This window comes from Pseudomonas sp. FSL R10-0056 (assembly GCF_009600105.1).
Taxonomy (GTDB): Bacteria; Pseudomonadota; Gammaproteobacteria; order Pseudomonadales; family Pseudomonadaceae; genus Aquipseudomonas; species Aquipseudomonas bubulae.
The window spans coordinates 63,401-82,395 of record NZ_WIWL01000011.1 but is presented as its reverse complement, the minus strand read 5'-3'; the positions used below and the strand labels follow the sequence as shown (position 1 = coordinate 82,395).

Annotated in this window: 14 protein-coding genes and 1 pseudogene; 9 read left to right on the top strand and 6 right to left on the bottom strand. The window is 56.5% G+C overall.

Features of this window, described 5'->3' with window-relative positions:
* Window positions 1-3 precede the first annotated feature (3 nt).
* Window positions 4-417 carry a large-conductance mechanosensitive channel protein MscL gene (gene mscL / locus GHO42_RS00885; RefSeq protein ID WP_094999366.1) on the bottom strand — a complete coding sequence of 138 codons (414 nt, stop codon included), beginning with the start codon at window positions 415-417 and terminating at the stop codon, window positions 4-6.
* 266 nt (window positions 418-683) lie between these two features.
* Here mscL and katB point away from each other — a divergent pair, with 266 nt between their 5' ends.
* From katB to yjiA, 6 genes are all read left to right on the top strand, one after another.
* On the top strand, window positions 684-2,225 hold the full coding sequence (gene katB / locus GHO42_RS00880; RefSeq protein ID WP_094999365.1) for a catalase KatB: 1,542 nt from the start codon (window positions 684-686) through the stop codon (window positions 2,223-2,225).
* Between the two features lie 71 nt (window positions 2,226-2,296).
* Window positions 2,297-2,827 carry an ankyrin repeat domain-containing protein gene (locus GHO42_RS00875; RefSeq protein WP_095018386.1) on the top strand — a complete coding sequence of 177 codons (531 nt, stop codon included), beginning with the start codon at window positions 2,297-2,299 and terminating at the stop codon, window positions 2,825-2,827.
* A 45-nt stretch (window positions 2,828-2,872) separates the two neighbouring features.
* Window positions 2,873-4,240, top strand: coding sequence for a DNA repair protein RadA (gene radA, locus GHO42_RS00870; RefSeq protein ID WP_083369766.1), 1,368 nt, complete (start codon window positions 2,873-2,875; stop codon window positions 4,238-4,240).
* Between the two features lie 215 nt (window positions 4,241-4,455).
* The gene (locus GHO42_RS00865; RefSeq protein ID WP_094999363.1) at window positions 4,456-6,522 is read left to right on the top strand and encodes a carbon starvation CstA family protein; all 2,067 of its coding nucleotides are present in this window, start codon (window positions 4,456-4,458) and stop codon (window positions 6,520-6,522) included.
* A gap of 15 nt (window positions 6,523-6,537) precedes the next feature.
* Window positions 6,538-6,735, top strand: coding sequence for a YbdD/YjiX family protein (locus GHO42_RS00860; protein WP_007937254.1), 198 nt, complete (start codon window positions 6,538-6,540; stop codon window positions 6,733-6,735).
* A gap of 146 nt (window positions 6,736-6,881) precedes the next feature.
* Complete coding sequence (yjiA, locus tag GHO42_RS00855; protein WP_094999362.1) at window positions 6,882-7,850, top strand: GTPase; 969 nt, start codon at window positions 6,882-6,884, stop codon at window positions 7,848-7,850.
* Between the two features lie 102 nt (window positions 7,851-7,952).
* Here yjiA and GHO42_RS00850 read toward each other — a convergent pair whose 3' ends face one another.
* From GHO42_RS00850 to GHO42_RS00840, 3 genes are all read right to left on the bottom strand, one after another.
* Window positions 7,953-8,507: a hypothetical protein gene (locus GHO42_RS00850; protein ID WP_133143787.1), complete on the bottom strand. Its 555-nt coding sequence runs from the start codon at window positions 8,505-8,507 to the stop codon at window positions 7,953-7,955.
* A gap of 142 nt (window positions 8,508-8,649) precedes the next feature.
* Window positions 8,650-9,903 carry a serine hydroxymethyltransferase gene (glyA, locus tag GHO42_RS00845; RefSeq protein WP_088378929.1) on the bottom strand — a complete coding sequence of 418 codons (1,254 nt, stop codon included), beginning with the start codon at window positions 9,901-9,903 and terminating at the stop codon, window positions 8,650-8,652.
* A 98-nt stretch (window positions 9,904-10,001) separates the two neighbouring features.
* Window positions 10,002-13,865 carry a bifunctional diguanylate cyclase/phosphodiesterase gene (locus GHO42_RS00840; RefSeq protein WP_153327039.1) on the bottom strand — a complete coding sequence of 1,288 codons (3,864 nt, stop codon included), beginning with the start codon at window positions 13,863-13,865 and terminating at the stop codon, window positions 10,002-10,004.
* Window positions 13,866-14,340: 475 nt separating this feature from the next.
* Here GHO42_RS00840 and GHO42_RS00835 point away from each other — a divergent pair.
* A pseudogene (locus tag GHO42_RS00835) lies at window positions 14,341-14,616 on the top strand (transposase); the annotation flags it as partial.
* 693 nt (window positions 14,617-15,309) lie between these two features.
* Here GHO42_RS00835 and GHO42_RS00830 read toward each other — a convergent pair.
* Complete coding sequence (locus GHO42_RS00830) at window positions 15,310-16,236, bottom strand: alpha/beta hydrolase (RefSeq protein WP_016779374.1); 927 nt, start codon at window positions 16,234-16,236, stop codon at window positions 15,310-15,312.
* A gap of 121 nt (window positions 16,237-16,357) precedes the next feature.
* Between GHO42_RS00830 and GHO42_RS00825 the strand changes: the two genes are divergently transcribed.
* A complete protein-coding gene (locus GHO42_RS00825) occupies window positions 16,358-17,296 on the top strand; it encodes a LysR family transcriptional regulator (RefSeq protein WP_016779375.1) in 939 nt (312 codons plus the stop codon).
* 180 nt (window positions 17,297-17,476) lie between these two features.
* On the opposite strand, the gene GHO42_RS00820 is transcribed toward GHO42_RS00825, so the two are convergent.
* Window positions 17,477-18,388, bottom strand: coding sequence for an AraC family transcriptional regulator (locus tag GHO42_RS00820; RefSeq protein ID WP_047273856.1), 912 nt, complete (start codon window positions 18,386-18,388; stop codon window positions 17,477-17,479).
* Between the two features lie 110 nt (window positions 18,389-18,498).
* On the opposite strand from GHO42_RS00820, the gene GHO42_RS00815 reads away from it, so the two are divergent.
* Entirely contained in the window at window positions 18,499-18,840 is a 342-nt protein-coding gene (locus GHO42_RS00815; RefSeq protein WP_016779377.1) for a carboxymuconolactone decarboxylase family protein, read from the top strand.
* The last annotated feature ends 155 nt before the right edge of the window (window positions 18,841-18,995 follow it).

The window sequence follows — 18,995 nt, the reverse complement described above, 5'->3', positions numbered from 1 at the left end:
CACTTATGGCCGGTTATTTTGAACTTTGAGCAAGTCGCGAATTTCGCCCAGTAGTTCCTCTTCTTTAGAGGGCAGCGGTGGTACGCTCGGAGCGACCGCCTCTTCGCGTTTCAGGCGGTTGATTGCCTTTACACCCATAAAGATAGCGAACGCGACGATGATAAAGTCGATCACGCTCTGGATGAATTTGCCGTAGGCCACAACCACTGCTGGCGCATCGCCAACGGCGGCTTTCAGCGTAATGGCCAGGTCACTGAAGTCGACTCCGCCAATCAGCAACCCCAGTGGTGGCATGACCACGTCCCCCACAAAGGACGAAACGATTTTGCCGAATGCCGCGCCGATAATGATACCGACGGCCATATCGACCACGTTCCCTTTGACCGCGAAGGCCTTGAACTCACTTATCACGCCCATAGGTTATTCCTTGTTACAGATGAGGTTGGTGGGTGCAGTGTAAATCAGCATGGCTGATCTTGCCCGTACAGCTGTTTGCGGGTAAGCAATCGACCCGTTTGGCCGTGAGAAGTTTTCTATTGGCTTTCACTACGCGATTGAATGGCGCAATACCAGACCTTTTTCTCAATGGCCGGCTTGAGACCTTTCTATTTAGAGTTTGCGTTGCATGCCTCTAGCCTTTGGTCAGCGCTCCATTGCGCAACCAATAACCAGAGGACTTACGCATGACCACCCCCCTAGGCTTCGGCGCGCTTTCACAGCGCCGCCTGCTGTGTGTATTAAGCGCCAGCCTGCTGTCGGTTACAGCCCAGGCCGCCACACTGACCCGTGACAACGGTGCCGCTGTCGGTGACAACCAGAACTCCCAGACGGCAGGGGCCAATGGTCCGGTTCTGCTGCAAGACGTGCAGCTGCTGCAAAAGCTGCAGCGTTTTGATCGCGAGCGTATCCCGGAGCGAGTTGTTCACGCTCGTGGCACAGGCGCACACGGCACGTTTACAGTCACCAATGACTTGAGCGACCTGACCAAGGCCAAAGTATTTGCCAAAGGCGAAACCACCCCGGTATTTGTGCGTTTCTCGGCCGTGGTACACAGCGCCCACTCCCCAGAAACCCTGCGTGACCCACGGGGTTTTGCCACCAAGTTCTACACCGCGGACGGCAACTGGGACCTGGTGGGTAACAACTTCCCCACCTTCTTTATCCGTGATGCGATCAAGTTCCCGGACATGGTTCACGCCTTCAAGCCTGACCCGCGTACCAACCTGGATGACGACTCGCGCCGTTTCGACTTCTTCTCTCACGTACCGGAAGCCACACGCACCCTGACCGAGCTGTACTCCAACGCGGGTACCCCCGCCAGTTACCGGGAAATGGATGGTAACGGTGTACACGCCTACAAACTGGTCAATGCCAAGGGGGACGTGCGCTATGTGAAGTTTCACTGGAAGAGCCTGCAGGGGTTGAAAAACCTTGATCCGAAACAAGTGACGCAGGTTCAGGGCCAAGACTACAGCCACATGACCAACGATCTGGTTACGCATATCAATAAGGGTGACTTCCCCAAGTGGGACTTGTATGTGCAGGTCCTCAAGCCTGAAGACTTGAAATCCTTTGATTTCGACCCGCTGGATGCCACCAAGATCTGGCCTAACGTGGCTGAGCGAAAAGTCGGGCAAATGGTCCTGAACCGCAACCCGGCCAATGTCTTCCAGGAAACCGAGCAGGTCGCCATGGCCCCGGCCAACCTGGTACCAGGTATCGAGCCTTCCGAAGACCGTCTGTTGCAGGGCCGGGTGTTCTCCTATGCCGATACGCAGATGTACCGCCTGGGTGCCAATGCCATGCAATTGCCGATCAACGCCCCCCGGGTCGCGGTAAACAATGGCAACCAGGACGGCGCGATGAACCTGGGCCACACCACGTCGGGGGTGAACTACCAGCCAAGCCGCTTGATGCCGCGTGAAGAGCCGCAAGCTGCGCGCTACAGCGAAATGCCATTGGCGGGTACTACCCAGCAAGCGAAGATTCAGCGTGAGCAGAACTTCAAGCAGGCCGGTGATCTTTACCGTTCATTCAGCCAGAAAGAGCGTCAGGATTTGATTGAAAGCTTCGGTGGTTCGCTGGCAACTACAGACGATGAAAGCAAGCACATCATCCTGTCGTTCCTTTACAAGGCCGACCCTGAGTACGGCACTGGCGTAGCCAAAGTGGCCAAGGGCGATCTGAGTCGGGTCAAGGCGCTGGCTGCCAAGCTGGCGGATTAACCCGCAGCCCTCACCCCGATCCTCTCCCTTTTGGAGGGTCGGGGTGAGGGCTTTTGATTCAGGAGAGAAGCATGCGAACGTTTATTTCCCTGGCCTTGCTGTTTTTCAGCGGCCTGAGCCTGGCCGATGGGGCCGACACCCGGGGCCAGCTTCAGGATTACTTTTTTGATGCCGCCCGTCGTGGCGATGTGCCAATGCTCGAGACCTTTATCGAATCCGGCTACACCCTCGATATTCAAGACAGCAAAGGCTATACCGCGCTGATTCTGGCTGCCTATAACGGCCAGCCCAAGGCGGTGGAGCATTTGCTCAAGGCAGGCGCCAATGCCTGCGTGCAGGACAAACGCGGTAACACGGCCCTGATGGGGGCGATTTTCAAGGGTGAACTCAAGATTGCCCACCGCCTGATGGCAGCCGACTGCAACCCTGATCAGCGCAATGGTGCAGGGCAGACGGCGGCCATGTATGCAGGCCTGTTCCAGCGGGTCGAGTTGCTCAAGGATTTATCCCGCAAAGGGGCTGACCTGAATGCCGTAGATGCATCGGGCAACAGTGCTGCTCGGCTGGCCAATGGCGAAATCCGCATGCCCGTAGCGCGCTGACCAAAGCCTAGTGGGCTATCATCGCGGTTTTTCCGTGGAGTTCAGATGGCCAAGCCCAAGCGCATTTACGGCTGCACCGAGTGCGGCGCAACTTTCCCCAAGTGGGCCGGGCAGTGCGGCGAGTGCGGCGTCTGGAACACCCTGGTGGAAACCATCGTTGAAAGCGGGGCTGCGGCGCCGCCCAGCGGCCGTACCGGCTGGACCGGACAACAGGCCCAGCTCAAGACCCTGGCTGAAGTCAGCATCGAGGAACTGCCGCGCTTCTCCACCGCTTCTGGCGAGCTGGATCGGGTGCTTGGCGGCGGTCTGGTGGATGGCTCGGTGGTGTTGATTGGTGGCGATCCGGGGATCGGCAAATCCACCATCCTGCTGCAAACCTTGTGTCAGATGGCTACACGCATGCCTGCGTTGTACGTCACTGGCGAGGAGTCCCAGCAGCAAGTGGCCATGCGCGCCCGGCGCCTGGGGCTGCCGCAGGATCAGCTCAAGGTGATGACCGAAACCTGCATTGAAAGCATCATCGCCACTGCCAAGCTGGAAAAGCCCAAGGTCATGGTCATCGACTCGATTCAGACCATCTTTACCGAGCAACTGCAATCGGCCCCCGGCGGCGTGTCGCAAGTGCGTGAAAGTGCGGCCTTGCTGGTGCGTTATGCCAAGTCCAGCGGCACGGCGATTTTCCTGGTGGGCCATGTGACCAAAGAAGGCGCATTGGCCGGGCCGCGGGTGCTGGAGCATATGGTGGATACCGTACTGTATTTCGAGGGTGAATCCGACGGGCGGCTGCGCTTGCTGCGGGCAGTGAAAAACCGTTTTGGCGCGGTCAACGAGCTGGGCGTATTCGGTATGACCGACAAAGGCCTGAAGGAAGTTTCCAACCCTTCCGCAATTTTCCTTACCCGCGCCCAGGAAGAAGTCCCTGGCAGTGTGGTGATGGCCACCTGGGAAGGGACTCGCCCGATGCTGGTGGAGGTGCAGGCGCTGGTGGACGACAGCCATATGTCCAACCCGCGGCGGGTGACCCTGGGCCTGGACCAGAATCGTCTGGCCATGTTATTGGCCGTATTGCATCGACACGGCGGTATTCCAACCCACGATCAGGATGTTTTCCTGAACGTGGTGGGCGGGGTCAAGGTGCTGGAAACCGCATCGGACCTGGCGCTCATGGCCGCCGTGATGTCCAGCCTGCGTAATCGTCCGTTGCCCCATGATCTGCTGGTGTTCGGTGAAGTCGGCCTGTCGGGTGAGGTGCGCCCTGTGCCAAGCGGCCAGGAGCGGCTCAAGGAAGCGGCCAAGCACGGTTTCAAGCGCGCCATCGTGCCCAAGGGCAATGCGCCCAAGGAGTCGCCGCCGGGGCTGAAAGTCATTGGCGTTACCCGTCTGGAACAGGCGTTGGATGCGTTGTTCGAATAAGCGTTCAAAGGTGTAAAAAATCTGCAAGGGTTGGGCGCGGTATCGGGCTGACAGCCTGGGACAGACAGCGGCGTTGCACGGAAAAAATGTGCAGCACCGCCTGCCAAAAAACCGCAAAAGAAGGCTCTAGACCAATGTTGGGGGCTGGTCTTTAAAGCCAGTAGCGCTAAACTCCGAGTGCAGTCTTTCTTGTCCAACTGGCCGGAATTAAAAAAATGAATAATAAAAATAGCCTGCTCCGCCACATCCCGTGGCTGGTGCTGGCAATTGTAGGAGCCTGCGCCCTTGGCGTAGTGGCATTGCGCCGGGGCGAGGCGATCAACGCCTTGTGGATTGTTGTGGCAGCTGTTGCCATTTATCTGGTTGCTTACCGTTATTACAGCCTGTTTATCGCCACCAAGGTGATGCAACTGGACTCCAGCCGCGCAACACCTGCGGTGCTCAACAACGACGGTCTGGACTATGTGCCGACCAACAAACACATTCTCTTTGGTCACCACTTTGCCGCTATTGCTGGCGCTGGCCCTCTGGTCGGGCCGGTATTGGCCGCGCAAATGGGCTACCTGCCGGGCACGCTCTGGCTGATCGCCGGCGTGGTGCTGGCCGGTGCGGTGCAGGACTTCATGGTCCTGTTCATGTCCACCCGCCGCAACGGTCGCTCCCTGGGCGATATGGTGCGCGAGGAAATGGGCAAGATCCCGGGCACCATCGCGCTGTTTGGCTGCTTCCTGATCATGATCATCATCCTCGCGGTGCTGGCGCTGATCGTGGTCAAGGCCCTGGCCGAGAGCCCGTGGGGCATGTTCACGGTGATGGCGACCATCCCGATCGCGATGTTCATGGGCATTTACATGCGCTACATCCGCCCGGGCCGCATCGGTGAAATCTCCATCGTCGGTGTGCTGCTGCTACTTGGCTCCATCTGGCTGGGGGGCCAGATTGCGGCGAGCCCCGAGTGGGCGCCGGTGTTCACCTTTACCGGTACGCAAATCACCTGGATGCTCATCGGCTACGGCTTTGTTGCGGCGGTTCTGCCGGTATGGCTGGTACTGGCACCTCGTGACTATCTGTCGACCTTCCTCAAGATTGGCACTATCGTTGCGCTGGCCATCGGCATCCTGGTCACCATGCCCGAGCTGAAAATGCCCGCGCTGACCCAGTTCACCGACGGCACCGGCCCGGTCTGGAAAGGCGGCCTGTTCCCGTTCCTGTTCATCACCATTGCCTGCGGTGCGGTATCGGGCTTCCATGCGCTGATTTCTTCGGGTACTACGCCAAAACTGCTGGATAACGAAAGCAACGCCCGTTATATCGGTTACGGCGGCATGCTGATGGAGTCCTTCGTGGCCATTATGGCGATGGTTGCTGCTTCGGTGATCGAGCCGGGTGTGTACTTCGCCATGAACAGCCCGGCAGCGATTGTCGGCGGTGACGTGGTTACCGTTGCGCAAAACATCACCAACTGGGGCTTTGCCATTACCCCGGATGCGTTGACCGCGCTGGCCAAGGACATCGGTGAAACCACCGTCCTGGCACGTGCCGGCGGTGCACCGACCCTGGCGGTGGGTATCGCGCAGATCCTGCACAACGTGTTGCCGGGCGAAAACACTATGGCGTTCTGGTATCACTTCGCCATTTTGTTTGAAGCCCTGTTTATCCTGACCGCAGTTGACGCCGGTACCCGTGCCGGTCGCTTTATGCTGCAAGATTTGCTGGGCAGCTTTGTGCCTGCACTCAAACGTACCGAGTCCTGGGGCGCCAACTTGCTGGCCACCGGCCTGTGTGTGGCGATGTGGGGCTACCTGCTGTATCAGGGCGTGATCGATCCACTGGGCGGCATCAACACCCTGTGGCCGCTGTTCGGTATCTCCAACCAGATGCTGGCGGGTATCGCGCTGATGCTGGCAACCGTTGTGCTGATCAAAATGAAGCGCCAGCGCTACATTTGGGTGACCATGCTGCCAGCCGTCTGGCTGCTGATCTGCACCACCGTGGCAGGCTTTATCAAGCTGTTCGACGCCAACCCGGCAGTGGGCTTCCTGTCCCTGGCCAACAAATACAGCACTGCGCTGGAAGCCGGCCAGGTGATTGCCCCGGCGAAAAACATCGACCAGATGCAACATGTGATCATCAACGCCTACACCAACGCCGGTCTGACCGTGCTGTTTCTGTTCGTGGTGTTCAGCATTCTGTTCTTTGCGATCAAAGTGGGTGTCGCTGCATGGGGCAGCAAAGAACGTACGGATAAAGAGTCGCCGTACCAAGCCATGCCAGATGCTTGATAGAGGGTTGCAACCATGTTCAATGACCTGAGTCGCCTCGGTAAATACCTCGGTCAGGCCGCACGCCTGATGGTCGGCATGCCCGACTACGACAACTACGTCGAGCATATGCAAACCAAGCACCCGGACAAGCCGGTGATGAGCTACGAGGCGTTCTTTCGTGAACGCCAGGAAGCGCGTTACGGCGGCAAGGGCGGGCCCAAGTGTTGTTAACCCGTCAGGGCTGAGCTGTATCTGACTGTGGGAGCGGGCTTGCTCGCGATAAGAGCGGCGCGGTGTGTCAGTGACACCGTGTCGCCTGAATCGCGAGCAAGCCCGCTCCCACATTTGTTTTGGCGTTATGTTTAAGGAGGCACTGCATGACCTCTCCAATCCCCGTCACCATTCTCAGCGGCTTCTTGGGGGCCGGTAAAACCACCTTGTTGCGTTATTTGCTCAAGGCAGAACACGGCCTGAAAATCGCCGTGATCGAAAACGAATTCAGCGATGCCGGGATCGACACCCAACTGTTGGGGGACGAGCCGGTGCAAGTCATGACCCTGGCCAATGGCTGTGTGTGCTGCACCATCCACACCGACCTGACCAAGGCGCTGTACCTGCTGCTTGAGCGTCTGGACAATGGCGAAATTGCCTTCGACCGCCTGGTGATCGAGTGCACCGGCCTGGCCGACCCGGCACCGGTGGCGCAAACCTTTTTTATCGATGAAGAGCTGCGCGAGCGTTATCTGCTGGACGGCATTATTACCCTGGTGGATGCAGCCCACGCCGATGTGCATTTGAGTCAGACCATTGCCCAGGCGCAGATCGGTTTTGCTGACCGCTTACTGGTGAGCAAGCGCGATCTGGTGGATGACGCCACCTTTGATGCCTTGAGCGAGCGTTTGACCCGTATCAACCGCCGGGCGCCGATCCGCGTGGTTGAGCACGGCAAGATCGATCTGGCCGAATTACTGGATGTGCGCGGGTTTAACCTCAACGCAGACTTGGGGGGTGGCCTGAGCTTGCGCCCGGTACAGCCTGCGGCCTCTATCGACCGTATCTCCAGTCTGGTGCTACGCACCGATAAGCCGCTGGATATCGACAGCCTTAGCGCCTTCATGAACGAGCTGCTGGAAGAGCACGGCAAGCAATTGCTGCGCTACAAAGGCGTGCTGAGCATTGCCGGTGAAGATCGCAGACTGGTGTTTCAGGGGGTGCTCAAGTTGTATGGCTTTGATTGGGACACCGAGTGGGCCGAAGGTGAAGCCCGTGAAAGTGTGATGGTGTTTATTGCCGATGATTTGCCAGAGGCCAAGATTCGCGAGGGTTTTGCCCGGCTTGGGGTTTGAGTGATAGCTGACCCTCTCCCTCCGGGAGAGGGTCAGGGGCTTTTGATTTTTTTTTGTCTTACTGCAATAACAGCTATTTCGCACAACTTCACGGTTGTAAAATCAATAGGACACATTTCTTTCAATAATATTTAAAAGAAATACCATTTTTTTATGTTCGGCTGTTTCGCCAAGATAGTAATGAGGTGAGCCCTTGGCTTTTCTTACGCCGATATACTTGTTGTTATGGGTTTTAAGTGTGATGAGGGTATGGGGTTCACTCAAGTTCCTCTCTGTCACTGTTCGGTTGTTTTGATCGAGTAGTGTGAAGGCAAGTGGATGCTTTAGTGTCGGACTTCTCGCATAGAGTATATCCATATGGTTTATGGCCAGCCGGTGCCGGTCATACTGGCCAGGGTGTTTGATATGTATTTCATAGCCCTTGGCGGTATGCCGGAAATAAAGCTTGAGCGTAGCCTTGATCCCGCCTGTGGCGTGGGCTTGAATGCCCATGGCTGCGGAGTCGTCCCTCAACTGGGGTTTGCCGGAGAAGACACCGCCACTGCCCAGCAAGTCAGTTACTATGACCGATTGGCCATGAAGAGCCCCTAAAAGATGAAGGTTATGGTTCGGTATATGCAAGGTGGCGATAAAGGAGTGTTGCGAATCGTTAGTCATTGTCTGAACTCTGCAGTTGATAAGAATGCATAAATTCAGACTAGGCTGTTATTGTTCGGGGGGAGCGGCCAAGTGTTTCAAAATAACAGATGCAATAAAAAGCCCGGCTTGAAAGCCGGGCTTTTTATTCAGCTATTTGCGATCAGTTGCCGTATACCGGCAGCTTGGCGCAGATGGCTTTGACTTTCTCGCGAACGGCGTCGATAACGGCTTCGTTGTTGATATCTGCCAGGATGTCGCAGATCCAGCCAGCCAGCTCACGGCACTCTTCAACTTTGAAGCCGCGAGTGGTGACAGCTGGAGTACCGAAACGCAGACCCGAAGTGACGAACGGGGAGCGTGGATCGTTTGGTACGGAGTTTTTGTTTACGGTGATAAAGGCTTTGCCCAGAGCAGCGTCGGCGTCTTTACCGGAGATTTCCTGCTTGATCAGCGACAGCAGGAACAGGTGGTTTTCAGTACCGCCCGAAACCACGTCAAAACCGCGTTCGATAAATACCGAAGCCATGGCCTGAGCGTTTTTTACCACTTGTTGCTGGTAAGCCTTGAACTCTGGTTGCAGAGCTTCTTTGAAGCACACGGCCTTGGCCGCGATAACGTGCTCCAGCGGGCCGCCTTGCGAACCCGGGAAAACAGCCGAGTTCAGCTTTTTCTCGATGTCGGCGTTGGCCTTGGCCAGGATCAGGCCACCACGTGGACCGCGCAGGGTCTTGTGGGTAGTGGTGGTCACTACGTCAGCGAATGGAACCGGGTTCGGGTAAACGCCAGCAGCCACCAGACCGGCTACGTGTGCCATGTCCACGAACAGGTAGGCGCCAACTTTGTCAGCGATGGCACGGAAACGTGGGAAGTCCAGAACCTGCGAGTAGGCAGAGAAGCCAGCCACGATCATTTTTGGCTTGTGCTCAACGGCCAGGCGCTCAACTTCGTCGTAGTCGATCAGGCCATTGGCGTCGATGCCGTACTGGATGGCGTTGTACAGCTTGCCCGAAGACGAAACGCTGGCACCGTGGGTCAGGTGACCGCCGTGAGCCAGGCTCATGCCCAGGATGGTGTCGCCAGCCGACAGCAGGGCCAGGTAAACGGCGCTGTTGGCCTGGGAACCGGCGTGCGGTTGAACGTTGGCGTAATCGGCGCCGAACAGTTCTTTTGCACGGTCGATAGCCAGTTGCTCTACCACGTCTACGTATTCGCAGCCGCCGTAGTAGCGCTTGCCAGGGTAGCCTTCGGCGTATTTGTTGGTCAGAACCGAGCCTTGAGCTTCCATCACCGCTGGGCTGGTGTAGTTTTCCGAAGCGATCAGCTCAATATGTTCTTCCTGGCGCTGAGCTTCTTGCTCCATGGCGGCAAAAAGGTCGGCGTCGAACTTGGCAAGTGTCAAATCACGGCTGAACATGGCGGTCCTCAAGGATCGGGGGCAGAAAAGGAGGGCATTCTAACTCAATGGGTTTTATCTGGCATATGAATGCGATTCACGGTGAGCAACTATGAGCTTCAAGCTTGTAGATCCGCGCTTGCCGCTTGCAGTTGCTCCACCAATTGGCCCGCCGGCATCGGTCGCCCGAACAGATAGCCTTGCACTTCGTCGCAACCGTGTTCACGCAAGAAATCCAGCTGCTCGTGGGTCTCTACACCTTCGGCGATTACCGCAAGGTTCAGGCTGTGGGCCATGGCGATAATGGCCCTGGCGATTTGCGCGTCCTGCTCCCCGGAGGGCAGGCCGTCGACAAAGGTACGGTCGATTTTCAGTACGTCGATGGGGAATTGCTTGAGGTAGTTGAGCGACGAATAACCGGTGCCAAAGTCGTCCACGGCAATGCTCAGGCCGAGGTTTTTCAGGCTGGCCAGGATATGCAGCGCTTCGCTGACCTCGCGCATGAGGATGCTTTCGGTCAGCTCAAGCTCCAGGCAGGCCGGGGACAGGCCGGTTTCCTTGAGGATATTGGCAATGCGCGTACCCAACTGGCCGTCGGAGAACTGGCGCGCCGATATGTTGACCGAGACTTTGGGCACGCGAACCTTGGCCTGATGCCAGAGCTTGAGCTGGCGACAGGCCTCGGCCAGCACCCAGTCGCCGACTTCGACCACCAGTCCCAGTTCTTCGAGTACCGGGATAAAGTCGCCGGGTGGCACCAGCCCGCGCCTTGAGTGATTCCAGCGCAACAGTGCCTCAACGCCGGTCAGACGTTTGCCGTCGCCGCTGAACTGCGGCTGGTAATAAAGAATGAATTCCTGCTGCTCCAGGGCATGACGCAGGTCGCTTTCCAGTTCAAGGCGCTCAAGAGCGCTGGCGTTCATGTCTGCCTGGTAGAACTGGAAGTTGTTTTTGCCGCGCTCCTTGGCGTGATACATCGCGGTATCGGCGTTTTTCATCAACTGGCTGAGTTCGTTGCCGTCTTGCGGGCTCAAGGCAATACCAATACTGGCAGTTACAAAGAACTCGCGGCTTTCGAGTACAAAGGGCTTTACCAGACTGGCGAGGATCTGTTCGGCCACATTGATAGCGCGGTTCAAGGCCTTCTGACGGGTGGTGCGAGGCTGCAGAAGCAGGGTGAACTCGTCACCGCCCATGCGCGCCACAGTATCGTCGTCACCCACACAGGCAAGCAGGCGGATGGCCATGTCCTTGAGCATGCGGTCGCCGGCTGCGTGGCCCAGGGAGTCGTTGATCGGTTTGAAGCGGTCGAGGTCAAGAAACATCAGCACCACCCACGACTTGTTGCGCTCGGCCTGTTGCAGCGCGGTGTGCAGACGGTCCTGGAACAGGGTGCGATTGGGCAGGTGAGTCAGGGCGTCGTAGTAGGCCAGGCGGTGGATTCGCTGTTCGCTGGCCTTGCGCTCGCTGATATCACTGAAGAAGCACACATAGCTGGCCAGATCGCCTTCATCATCGAGCACTGCCGTGATGCCGACCCAGGCCGGGTAGTGTTCGCCGTTCAGGCGCTTGAGCCAGACTTCACCCTCCCATGTGCCGTGCAAATGCAGTTGCTTGAGCACATAGGCGAGGTGTGCGCGTTGTTGGTCATCGACAGTGAGCATGCTTGGTAGCTGGTCGAGGACTTGTGCGACGGCGTAACCGCTGACCCGGCTGAAAGCCTCGTTGGCTTGCACGATATAGCCTGCAGGGTCGGTAATAAGGATGGCCGAGGTGGAGTGTTCAAAAACCGTGGCGGCCATGCGCAGGCCTTTTTCGGCACGGCGTTGCTGGCTCATGTCGCGACCAACACCCAGAATGCCTTCAAAACCGTCGTCTTCATCCCATACCAGCACCAAACGCAGTTCGATGGGCACCTTGTGCCCGTCAGCGCGCAGGCAGTCGAACAGAAACAGCTGGGTTTGTACCTGGGCACGCAAAGCCGACAGTTGCTGGGGCTTGTGCAGTGCGCCACGGATACGCTCGATCAGGTTGTAGATACCCTCCAGCTGTTGCGGCGTGGCAATAATAGACTGCCAGCCATTGTCGAATACCCATTGTGCGTCATAGCCCAGTACAGTCTGTATGGAGGGGCTGAGGTAGTTCATGCGCAGCGAGCTGTCAGTGGAGAAAATCACGTCGCTGATGCTTTCGGCCAGCATCCGGTAGCGTTGCTCGCTGTCGCGCAATGACTCGCTGGCTTCAATCTGGTCGGTGATGTCCTTGGCCACCCCTACAATTCGCGAGACTTGATCACCTGTATGACGGGCAAAGGCTTGCTCACGGATGTCAAAGCGCCGCCAGGTACCCTGCTGATGGCGAAACCGCAGTTGGCATTGCATCAGTTGCTTGTAACCGTTTTCCTGCTGCTCTTTGCGCAACTGGTGATAGCGCTCGGCGTCTTCAGGGTGCAACAGCAACTCCCAGAAGTAAGCGCCCATTTCCTGCAGTTCAACAGCGCTATAGCCCAGGGTCTGGCCAAGGTGATGGTTGCTGAAAATGATCCGCTGGCTGATTACATTTTGTACATATAGATGGTCGGGAACGGTTCGCACCACATCGGACCAGAAGCTTTCGCGCTCTTGCAGGGACAGTTCGATCAACTTGCGGCTGGTGATATCACTGATGCTCAAAATGACTGCATGGTAGTCCTGCTGATCCACAGGCAGACGCAGCACCAGCCATAAGTGCTGGTCGCGACCGCTGGCATCGGTCAGTTTTATTTCCAGCTCAAGCTGTTGCTGCTGGTCGAGCACGGCCTCGACGACCTGATAGCCAATGGCTGAACTGCTCAGCGGGCAGCCGTTGATCAGCTTGTGCCAGGCACCTTCTCCTGAATCGACCTCCAGCAGCTGCATGGCTACCTGGTTGACTTCGGTGATGCGCAGTTGCTCGAATAACTGGCGACGATGTTCCGGATGATCGCTGAGCCAATGCTTGAGGGCATCAGTGTCATGGAGTTTTTCGCGCTCAAGAAATCCTGGCAGGCTGGACAGGTCGAGCACGCAGAGGGCGACCCCGGTGCCTTCAAAAATATCGTGGTAACGCCGGCGGCCTTCATGCAACTGGCGCTGGCGGCGGCGCATGTTTAACAGCGCCATAATGGGCAGCAACGAAAACACCAAGCCGAGCAGGCATTTGCCGATCAGTCCGGGCAGCAGCTGCTCGATTGCCTGGCGGTCATTGAACAGCCCGCGCAGTTGCCAGTCGCTATGGCTGATAGCTGCCAGCAGTACGGTGTCGTCTTCATCGCGCTGGCTCAGGGCCGAGGGGGGCGAGACGTTTTTATCCGCGCGGCTGAGTACCTTGCGGGTCTGGCTGTTTTCCACCAGCCACTGCGGCCGGTTGCTGCTGTTGGCGTTCTGATGCGTGAGGTTTTGCAGCAGGTCCGGGCTCATGCGCAGCAGCCAGTAGCCGTCGATGGCGCCGCTGGGCTGGCGCAGCAACAGGTAGATGATGCTGGCATCACTGTTGTTGCTGAAGTAGTAACCTTCAGTGCGGTTGCGCGACGGGCTGCGTTTGACCCAGTCGGCCAGATACGCAGCGTCGGGGCTGGTCCCGGTACTGTCGAGCAACACTTCGCCGGCCGGACTGAGCAGGGCCAGGCTTTGCAGGGATGGCAAGGACTGGCCCAGTTGCTTGACCAGCGCCTGTTGCTGGCGCTGGTTTCTTGGCGACTTGTCTACGGGCAGCAGATTGAGCGCGGTTTCGGCCCGCAAGGCCATGCTCAGGCCGATATGGTCGGCCAGGTCGGCGCTGTAGTTGATGCTGGTCTGGCGCTCTTGCTGCAGGGTTTCCTGAAACTGCTCGACCAACAGCCAGAACAGCATCGCCAGCAGCAGTAAAACCAGGGTCGCCAATGCACTTTTCAACGTTCCGCGCACAGGTGTCCCGAGTAATTGGCTGGACGCTTTGACACGAGTGGGCGGGGTGACATTGGGCAACTTGTGATCCTGCGATTTGGCGGCAATGGCGCGAGGCCCCCTAAAGGCGCCAAGCATGCCTTGGGTTGTGGCAAAGTGCCAGTCCTCTGGTCTGCGCTGGTTTGCCCTGCATCACGCATTCAGGTAGATTCTGGGGTCTACATTTGTGCTTTTTCTGCGAGCAGGCATTGATCTCGATCAGTCCCTGACTTTCTGCTATGGCCTGATCCGGGCATTGCTCGCGCCTTATTCACCCGTCACTGACCCTAGGTTATCCATGGCTCAATGCGTGGATCTACCCTATTATATTTTAGTCATGTTTTACGATCTGAAGCCGAGCCCTGACGGTTACTAGTTCTCCAGCCGACCCAGCATTTTTTCGCTCTCAGTCCTGCATCAGGGCAAAGATTTTAGTTAGGTTTTGATGATTTTGAGCCAATTTCAACTCCAAAACTTAACTTTTCTAAGCGTGCCTCCTTGTCAGGTATCACGATGCAGATATAGACGCTGGGAACATGATGCTGTATCGGAGGAAATGCAGAACCTGCTGAGCAAATCACCGGAGATAATGCAAGTCCGAAAGCGGACGGTTGAGCATCCCTTCGGGACGCTAAAGCAATGGATGGGTGTGACGCGCTTCCTGACCCGAAGGCTGGCCGGAGTGAGCGCAGAGTTGAGCTTGAATGTGCTCGCCTATAATTTGAAACGGGTTATGAAAATCATCGGCGTTAATGGTTTGATGAAGGCGCTGTCGGCGCAAAAAAAAGGCTGACTTTGGCCCATCCGAGAGGCTGTAAAGCAGCGTTGACCTGTTCCAGGTCGCTACCCAGACCCGAAGCATTTACTGTGCGATCACTCAGCCAACGAACGTCAATGCTTCAAGACGATAGGGCCCATGAGCGTTTTTACACACTCTGGGCCGTTTTCGGCCTGTGGCGAGAGGCAAAAACCGGCCAAAAGGAGGCGGCCGGCATCGGAGCTGCTCCTAGCACGAATTCGCAAAACTCAGGTAACTGACTCCCCAGAAATGTCGACAATGCCGCACCGCACCAGCACTCTTAACGATCCGCACACTGAGCTGGCGTACAAAATATAGGAAGGTCTAGCGATATCTAGTGATGTATAGCGAATTTCGCTATACATCACTAGATATCGCTATATTTCGCGCATTGCTCGATCACCGATGACCGCGTATCTACATGCGCTGCCGCCCAAGCTCAAGATTCGGGTCGCAGATGGCAGTAATTTTAGCGGAGTTCAGTTCATCGTAACGGGCGACTACCGGCCAATAGCGGTCATCGACCGTCAACTAAAGCAGGGGCGACTCAACATGAGCGCCGGAAAAACTCTAGCTTTGGGCCTCGTCGTCAGCGCAGGCTCATACCCATCCTGGGTTAGCACCTTTGCTTTAATGTCAATGTGTTAACTGCGACAGCCGGGATAGTTGTCGCGGCTGATCTACGCGTTAAGGATTAGCCTCGGCCAAGCCTGCTTCAATGAAGCGCACCGAACTCTCCATGGCCTGCTGACCTTCTGGCAGCATGGTGGCGTAGAAGTGCCAGGCGTGGAACATCGCAGGCCATACTTCCAGGTTTACGCGAACGCGGTTATCAGCCAGGTGAGTTGCAAGGCGCATTGCATCACTCAACATCAGCTCGTTCTCGCCGATCTGCACCAGGATTGGTGGAAGACCGGTGACGTCCGCGAACACAGGTGAGGCCAGAGGATGATTGGCCAATGTGTCGCCTAGGAATGCTCTGGCGAGGATGTCCAGGACAGGCTTGGAGTTCAGAGGATCCAGACCTTCACGGTTGCTCATGGAAGCACCGGTGTGTTCAAGGTTCGCCCATGGTGAGATGGAGGAGCCAACCGCAGGCAATGGAAGCCCTTTCGACTTAGCAGCAACCATGATGCTGACAACCATCGCGCCGCCAGCCGACTCGCCAGAGAACGCAATTTTGTTAGCTGGGATTTTCTGCTCAAGCAGCCATTCGTAGGCGCGCAATGTGTCGTCAACAGAGGCTGGGAACTTGTGCTCAGGAGCAAGACGATAGTCTGGCATGTACACACGAGCACCGAGCATTTTCGCGTAATTGCCACCGATGCCGTGGTAGCCGTCTGGACGACCTACAATGTAGGCGCCGCCGTGGATATACATCACTACTGCGTCAGTTTTGATCTCGTCCGGGGTAACCAGTGTGCCGGGGACGCCGCCCATGTTGACTGCTTCGAATTTAACGCCAGCTGGCGCTGGATTTTGCGCGAGCATTTTTGCGTAAGAGTCGCGGATGTCGCTCATTTTTGTGGTGGTATCAATTCCCTTAAGAACGGGTACCAGATCGCTAAGGCTGTTGGCCCAGGTTTGGACGGCTGCTTGGACTTTAGTGTTCATAATGACCTCAATTGATCGATGGGAGTGGATTAGCTAATTGAGATACTATGCTTAGTATTGGGGAATAGGGTTCCCCATAACAGGTGCTAAGCCGCCCGAACGTTGAGACCCTTGAGGCCCCATGGAACTCCATAACCTGAATGATATCGCAGCGTTTGTAAGCTCGGTAAACGCTGGAAGCTTCACTGCGGCGGCCAAGCAGCTTGGCCTTACGCGCTCTGCAGTGGGGAAGTCGATAGTCAGGCTCGAGGCTCGTTTACAGGTACGTTTACTGAATCGTACTACGCGCAGTTTAAGCATGACGGATGACGGCCAGGTTCTGTATGAGCGTTGCGTGGGCGTTCTTCAGGATCTGGACGACGTGGAGGATGCCCTTGCGTTTCGTCGTTCAACACCCAGTGGGCGACTGCGGATGAGCCTGCCGGTAGCATTAGGCAGACTTCATGTCCTTCAGCACATCGAGTGCTGTCTTAAGGATTGGCCCTCCTTGAGCGTCGATATCACATTTTCCGACAGGCTGGTCGATCTGATCGATGAGGGATTTGATTTGGCCATGCGCATCGGGCCACCGAAGGAAGACTCTCGGTTGCTCACGCGTACCGTGGCCTATCAACAAATGATTACCTGCGCTTCACCCAAGTATCTGGCTGAGCATGCCGAGCCCAAAACGCCTGAGGATTTGTCCGAGCACCAGTGCCTGCATTTCGTGAGCGGTGGGAGATTGCTTCCTTGGAATTTTCGCGTGAATGGTAGCTCCGTGCCCGTTACTCATGGTGGAAGGCTACAGATGGACAGTGCTGAGTCATTGCACCAGTCAGCTGTCGCTGGCCTAGGCATCGCGACTCTTCCTTCCTATGTGGTAAATGACGATTTGAGGAGCGGCAAACTCGTTCAATTGCTCGCAGGGTATGCAGAGGCCGCAGAGCCTATTCGGGTGATTTACCCTAGCAAGCGACATCTCTCTCCAAAAATTCGTCTCTTCATCGATAAGCTTGTGGAGGCTTGGTCGCCTTGTCCGCCATGGGAGCGTGATTCGGCAATTCCTACGTTTGCACCCTAAGCGAAGCCGTCTGGCTGAACCGACGCTCAGACACCCTAGATCACCTCGACCTTAATCATGGCGTCTGTATTTCCAACAGTTTACAACTCAAATATTTGAAGGGACGCTATTGGCCGCTCTCCGCCGATCACAACAGGCAGAAAACGGCCATCTCTGGTCACCCCTACCTAAGTGACAGCTCTAAATTCTGCGGCGCATTCTCCCTGGAGGCGCCCCATAAACCTCCTTAAATTTTTTGCTGAACGCCGCCTGCGATTGGTAACCAACCTGCAAGGCAATATCTTTTAATCCCAGATGCGAATGACTCAGCAGGCTGAACGCCAATTCCATACGGACTTGCGTAAGCAATACCCATGGCGACACACCAGCCACACGAACGAACGCCCGCATGAAAGATGCTCGGGACATGCACGCGATATCTGCTAGATTTTGGATGGTCCACTCGTGCGCAGGATCAGCCAACATCGCCTGCCATACGGGGCCCAGACGTTTATCGCTGAGCAAGGCGAGCGTGCCGATGTCTTGGCCATGGCTAGATAGATGGGCGCGAAGGATCAGGGTGAATAACGCCTGAGAAAGAGCATCGAGCAAAAATTTTGCTCCAATCTGATCGCCGTCTGCTTCCCCGCGTAATAAATCGACCAGAGACTGTAATGGTCCATCCGCTGGGAGCGTGCCGCTGGGTATCAACAGGTAGTCAGGTAATGAAGCAAATAGCAACGAAGTTCGGTTGAAGTGAAAGCAGCCGCATAGCATGTCCAGATCCGCACTCACGCCGCCAATGCGATGTATGGGCAATATGCCAGCGTCGATACGCTTTGCCGATACCAATGTTGGCGCAACAGCTTTGCCCGGACTATGCAGCACATGCGGCGCACCACCCGGCAGGAGCAGAACGTCGCCGGCGCGCATAGAAAGACGCTGCCCGCTTGGAAGCTCCACCCGACACTCACCCGACAGCACCACGTGGTATGGCGCTTTGCCCAGCGCTTCCTGCTCATGCTCCAGGGACCAGTCACCCTGAAATTGGCAACGTAAATCCAGACTGCCACGAACATTGGCGAGGCTGATGAGCTTGTCGATCGAATTCATTTGAGCGCATCGCAGAAAAAACAGAGCGTATCGAACTAATCAAAATAGGACTAGGGCATACACTAAACAAGGTTAAACATTACACCCAACCCCCCTCAGGAGTTACCGCAATGTTCATTAACTGGTCCGAATTATTACCCTCCATCCAGAAAGCTTTCGGCGCGCTGGGCAAAAGTAATCCAAAAATGGTCAAAGCCTACATGGCCCTCGGAGAAGCCTCTGCCGAAAACGATGTGCTCGACACCAAGACCCGCGAATTGATCTCCATTGCAGTCGCCATCACTACACGCTGCGACGGCTGTATTGCAGCTCACACTGATGCGGCCATTAAGGCTGGTGCGAGCCGCGAGGAAGTGGCTGCGACCTTGGCCACTGCGATCTCGTTGAACGCAGGCGCCGCTTATATTTATTCACTGCGCGCTCTTGAGGCGTACGACACCTTGAAAAAATAGCTCTTTCGCCATAACTCCACCGGCCCCGCACACTTAAACGTGCCGGGGCTTACCTGATACATCCAGACGTCAGCCACTTGTTGAGACGATCGAACAATAACTTGAGCATGACGCACAAAAGCGTCTCGCGGCTAAGCCTCAGACTGGTTTCACAT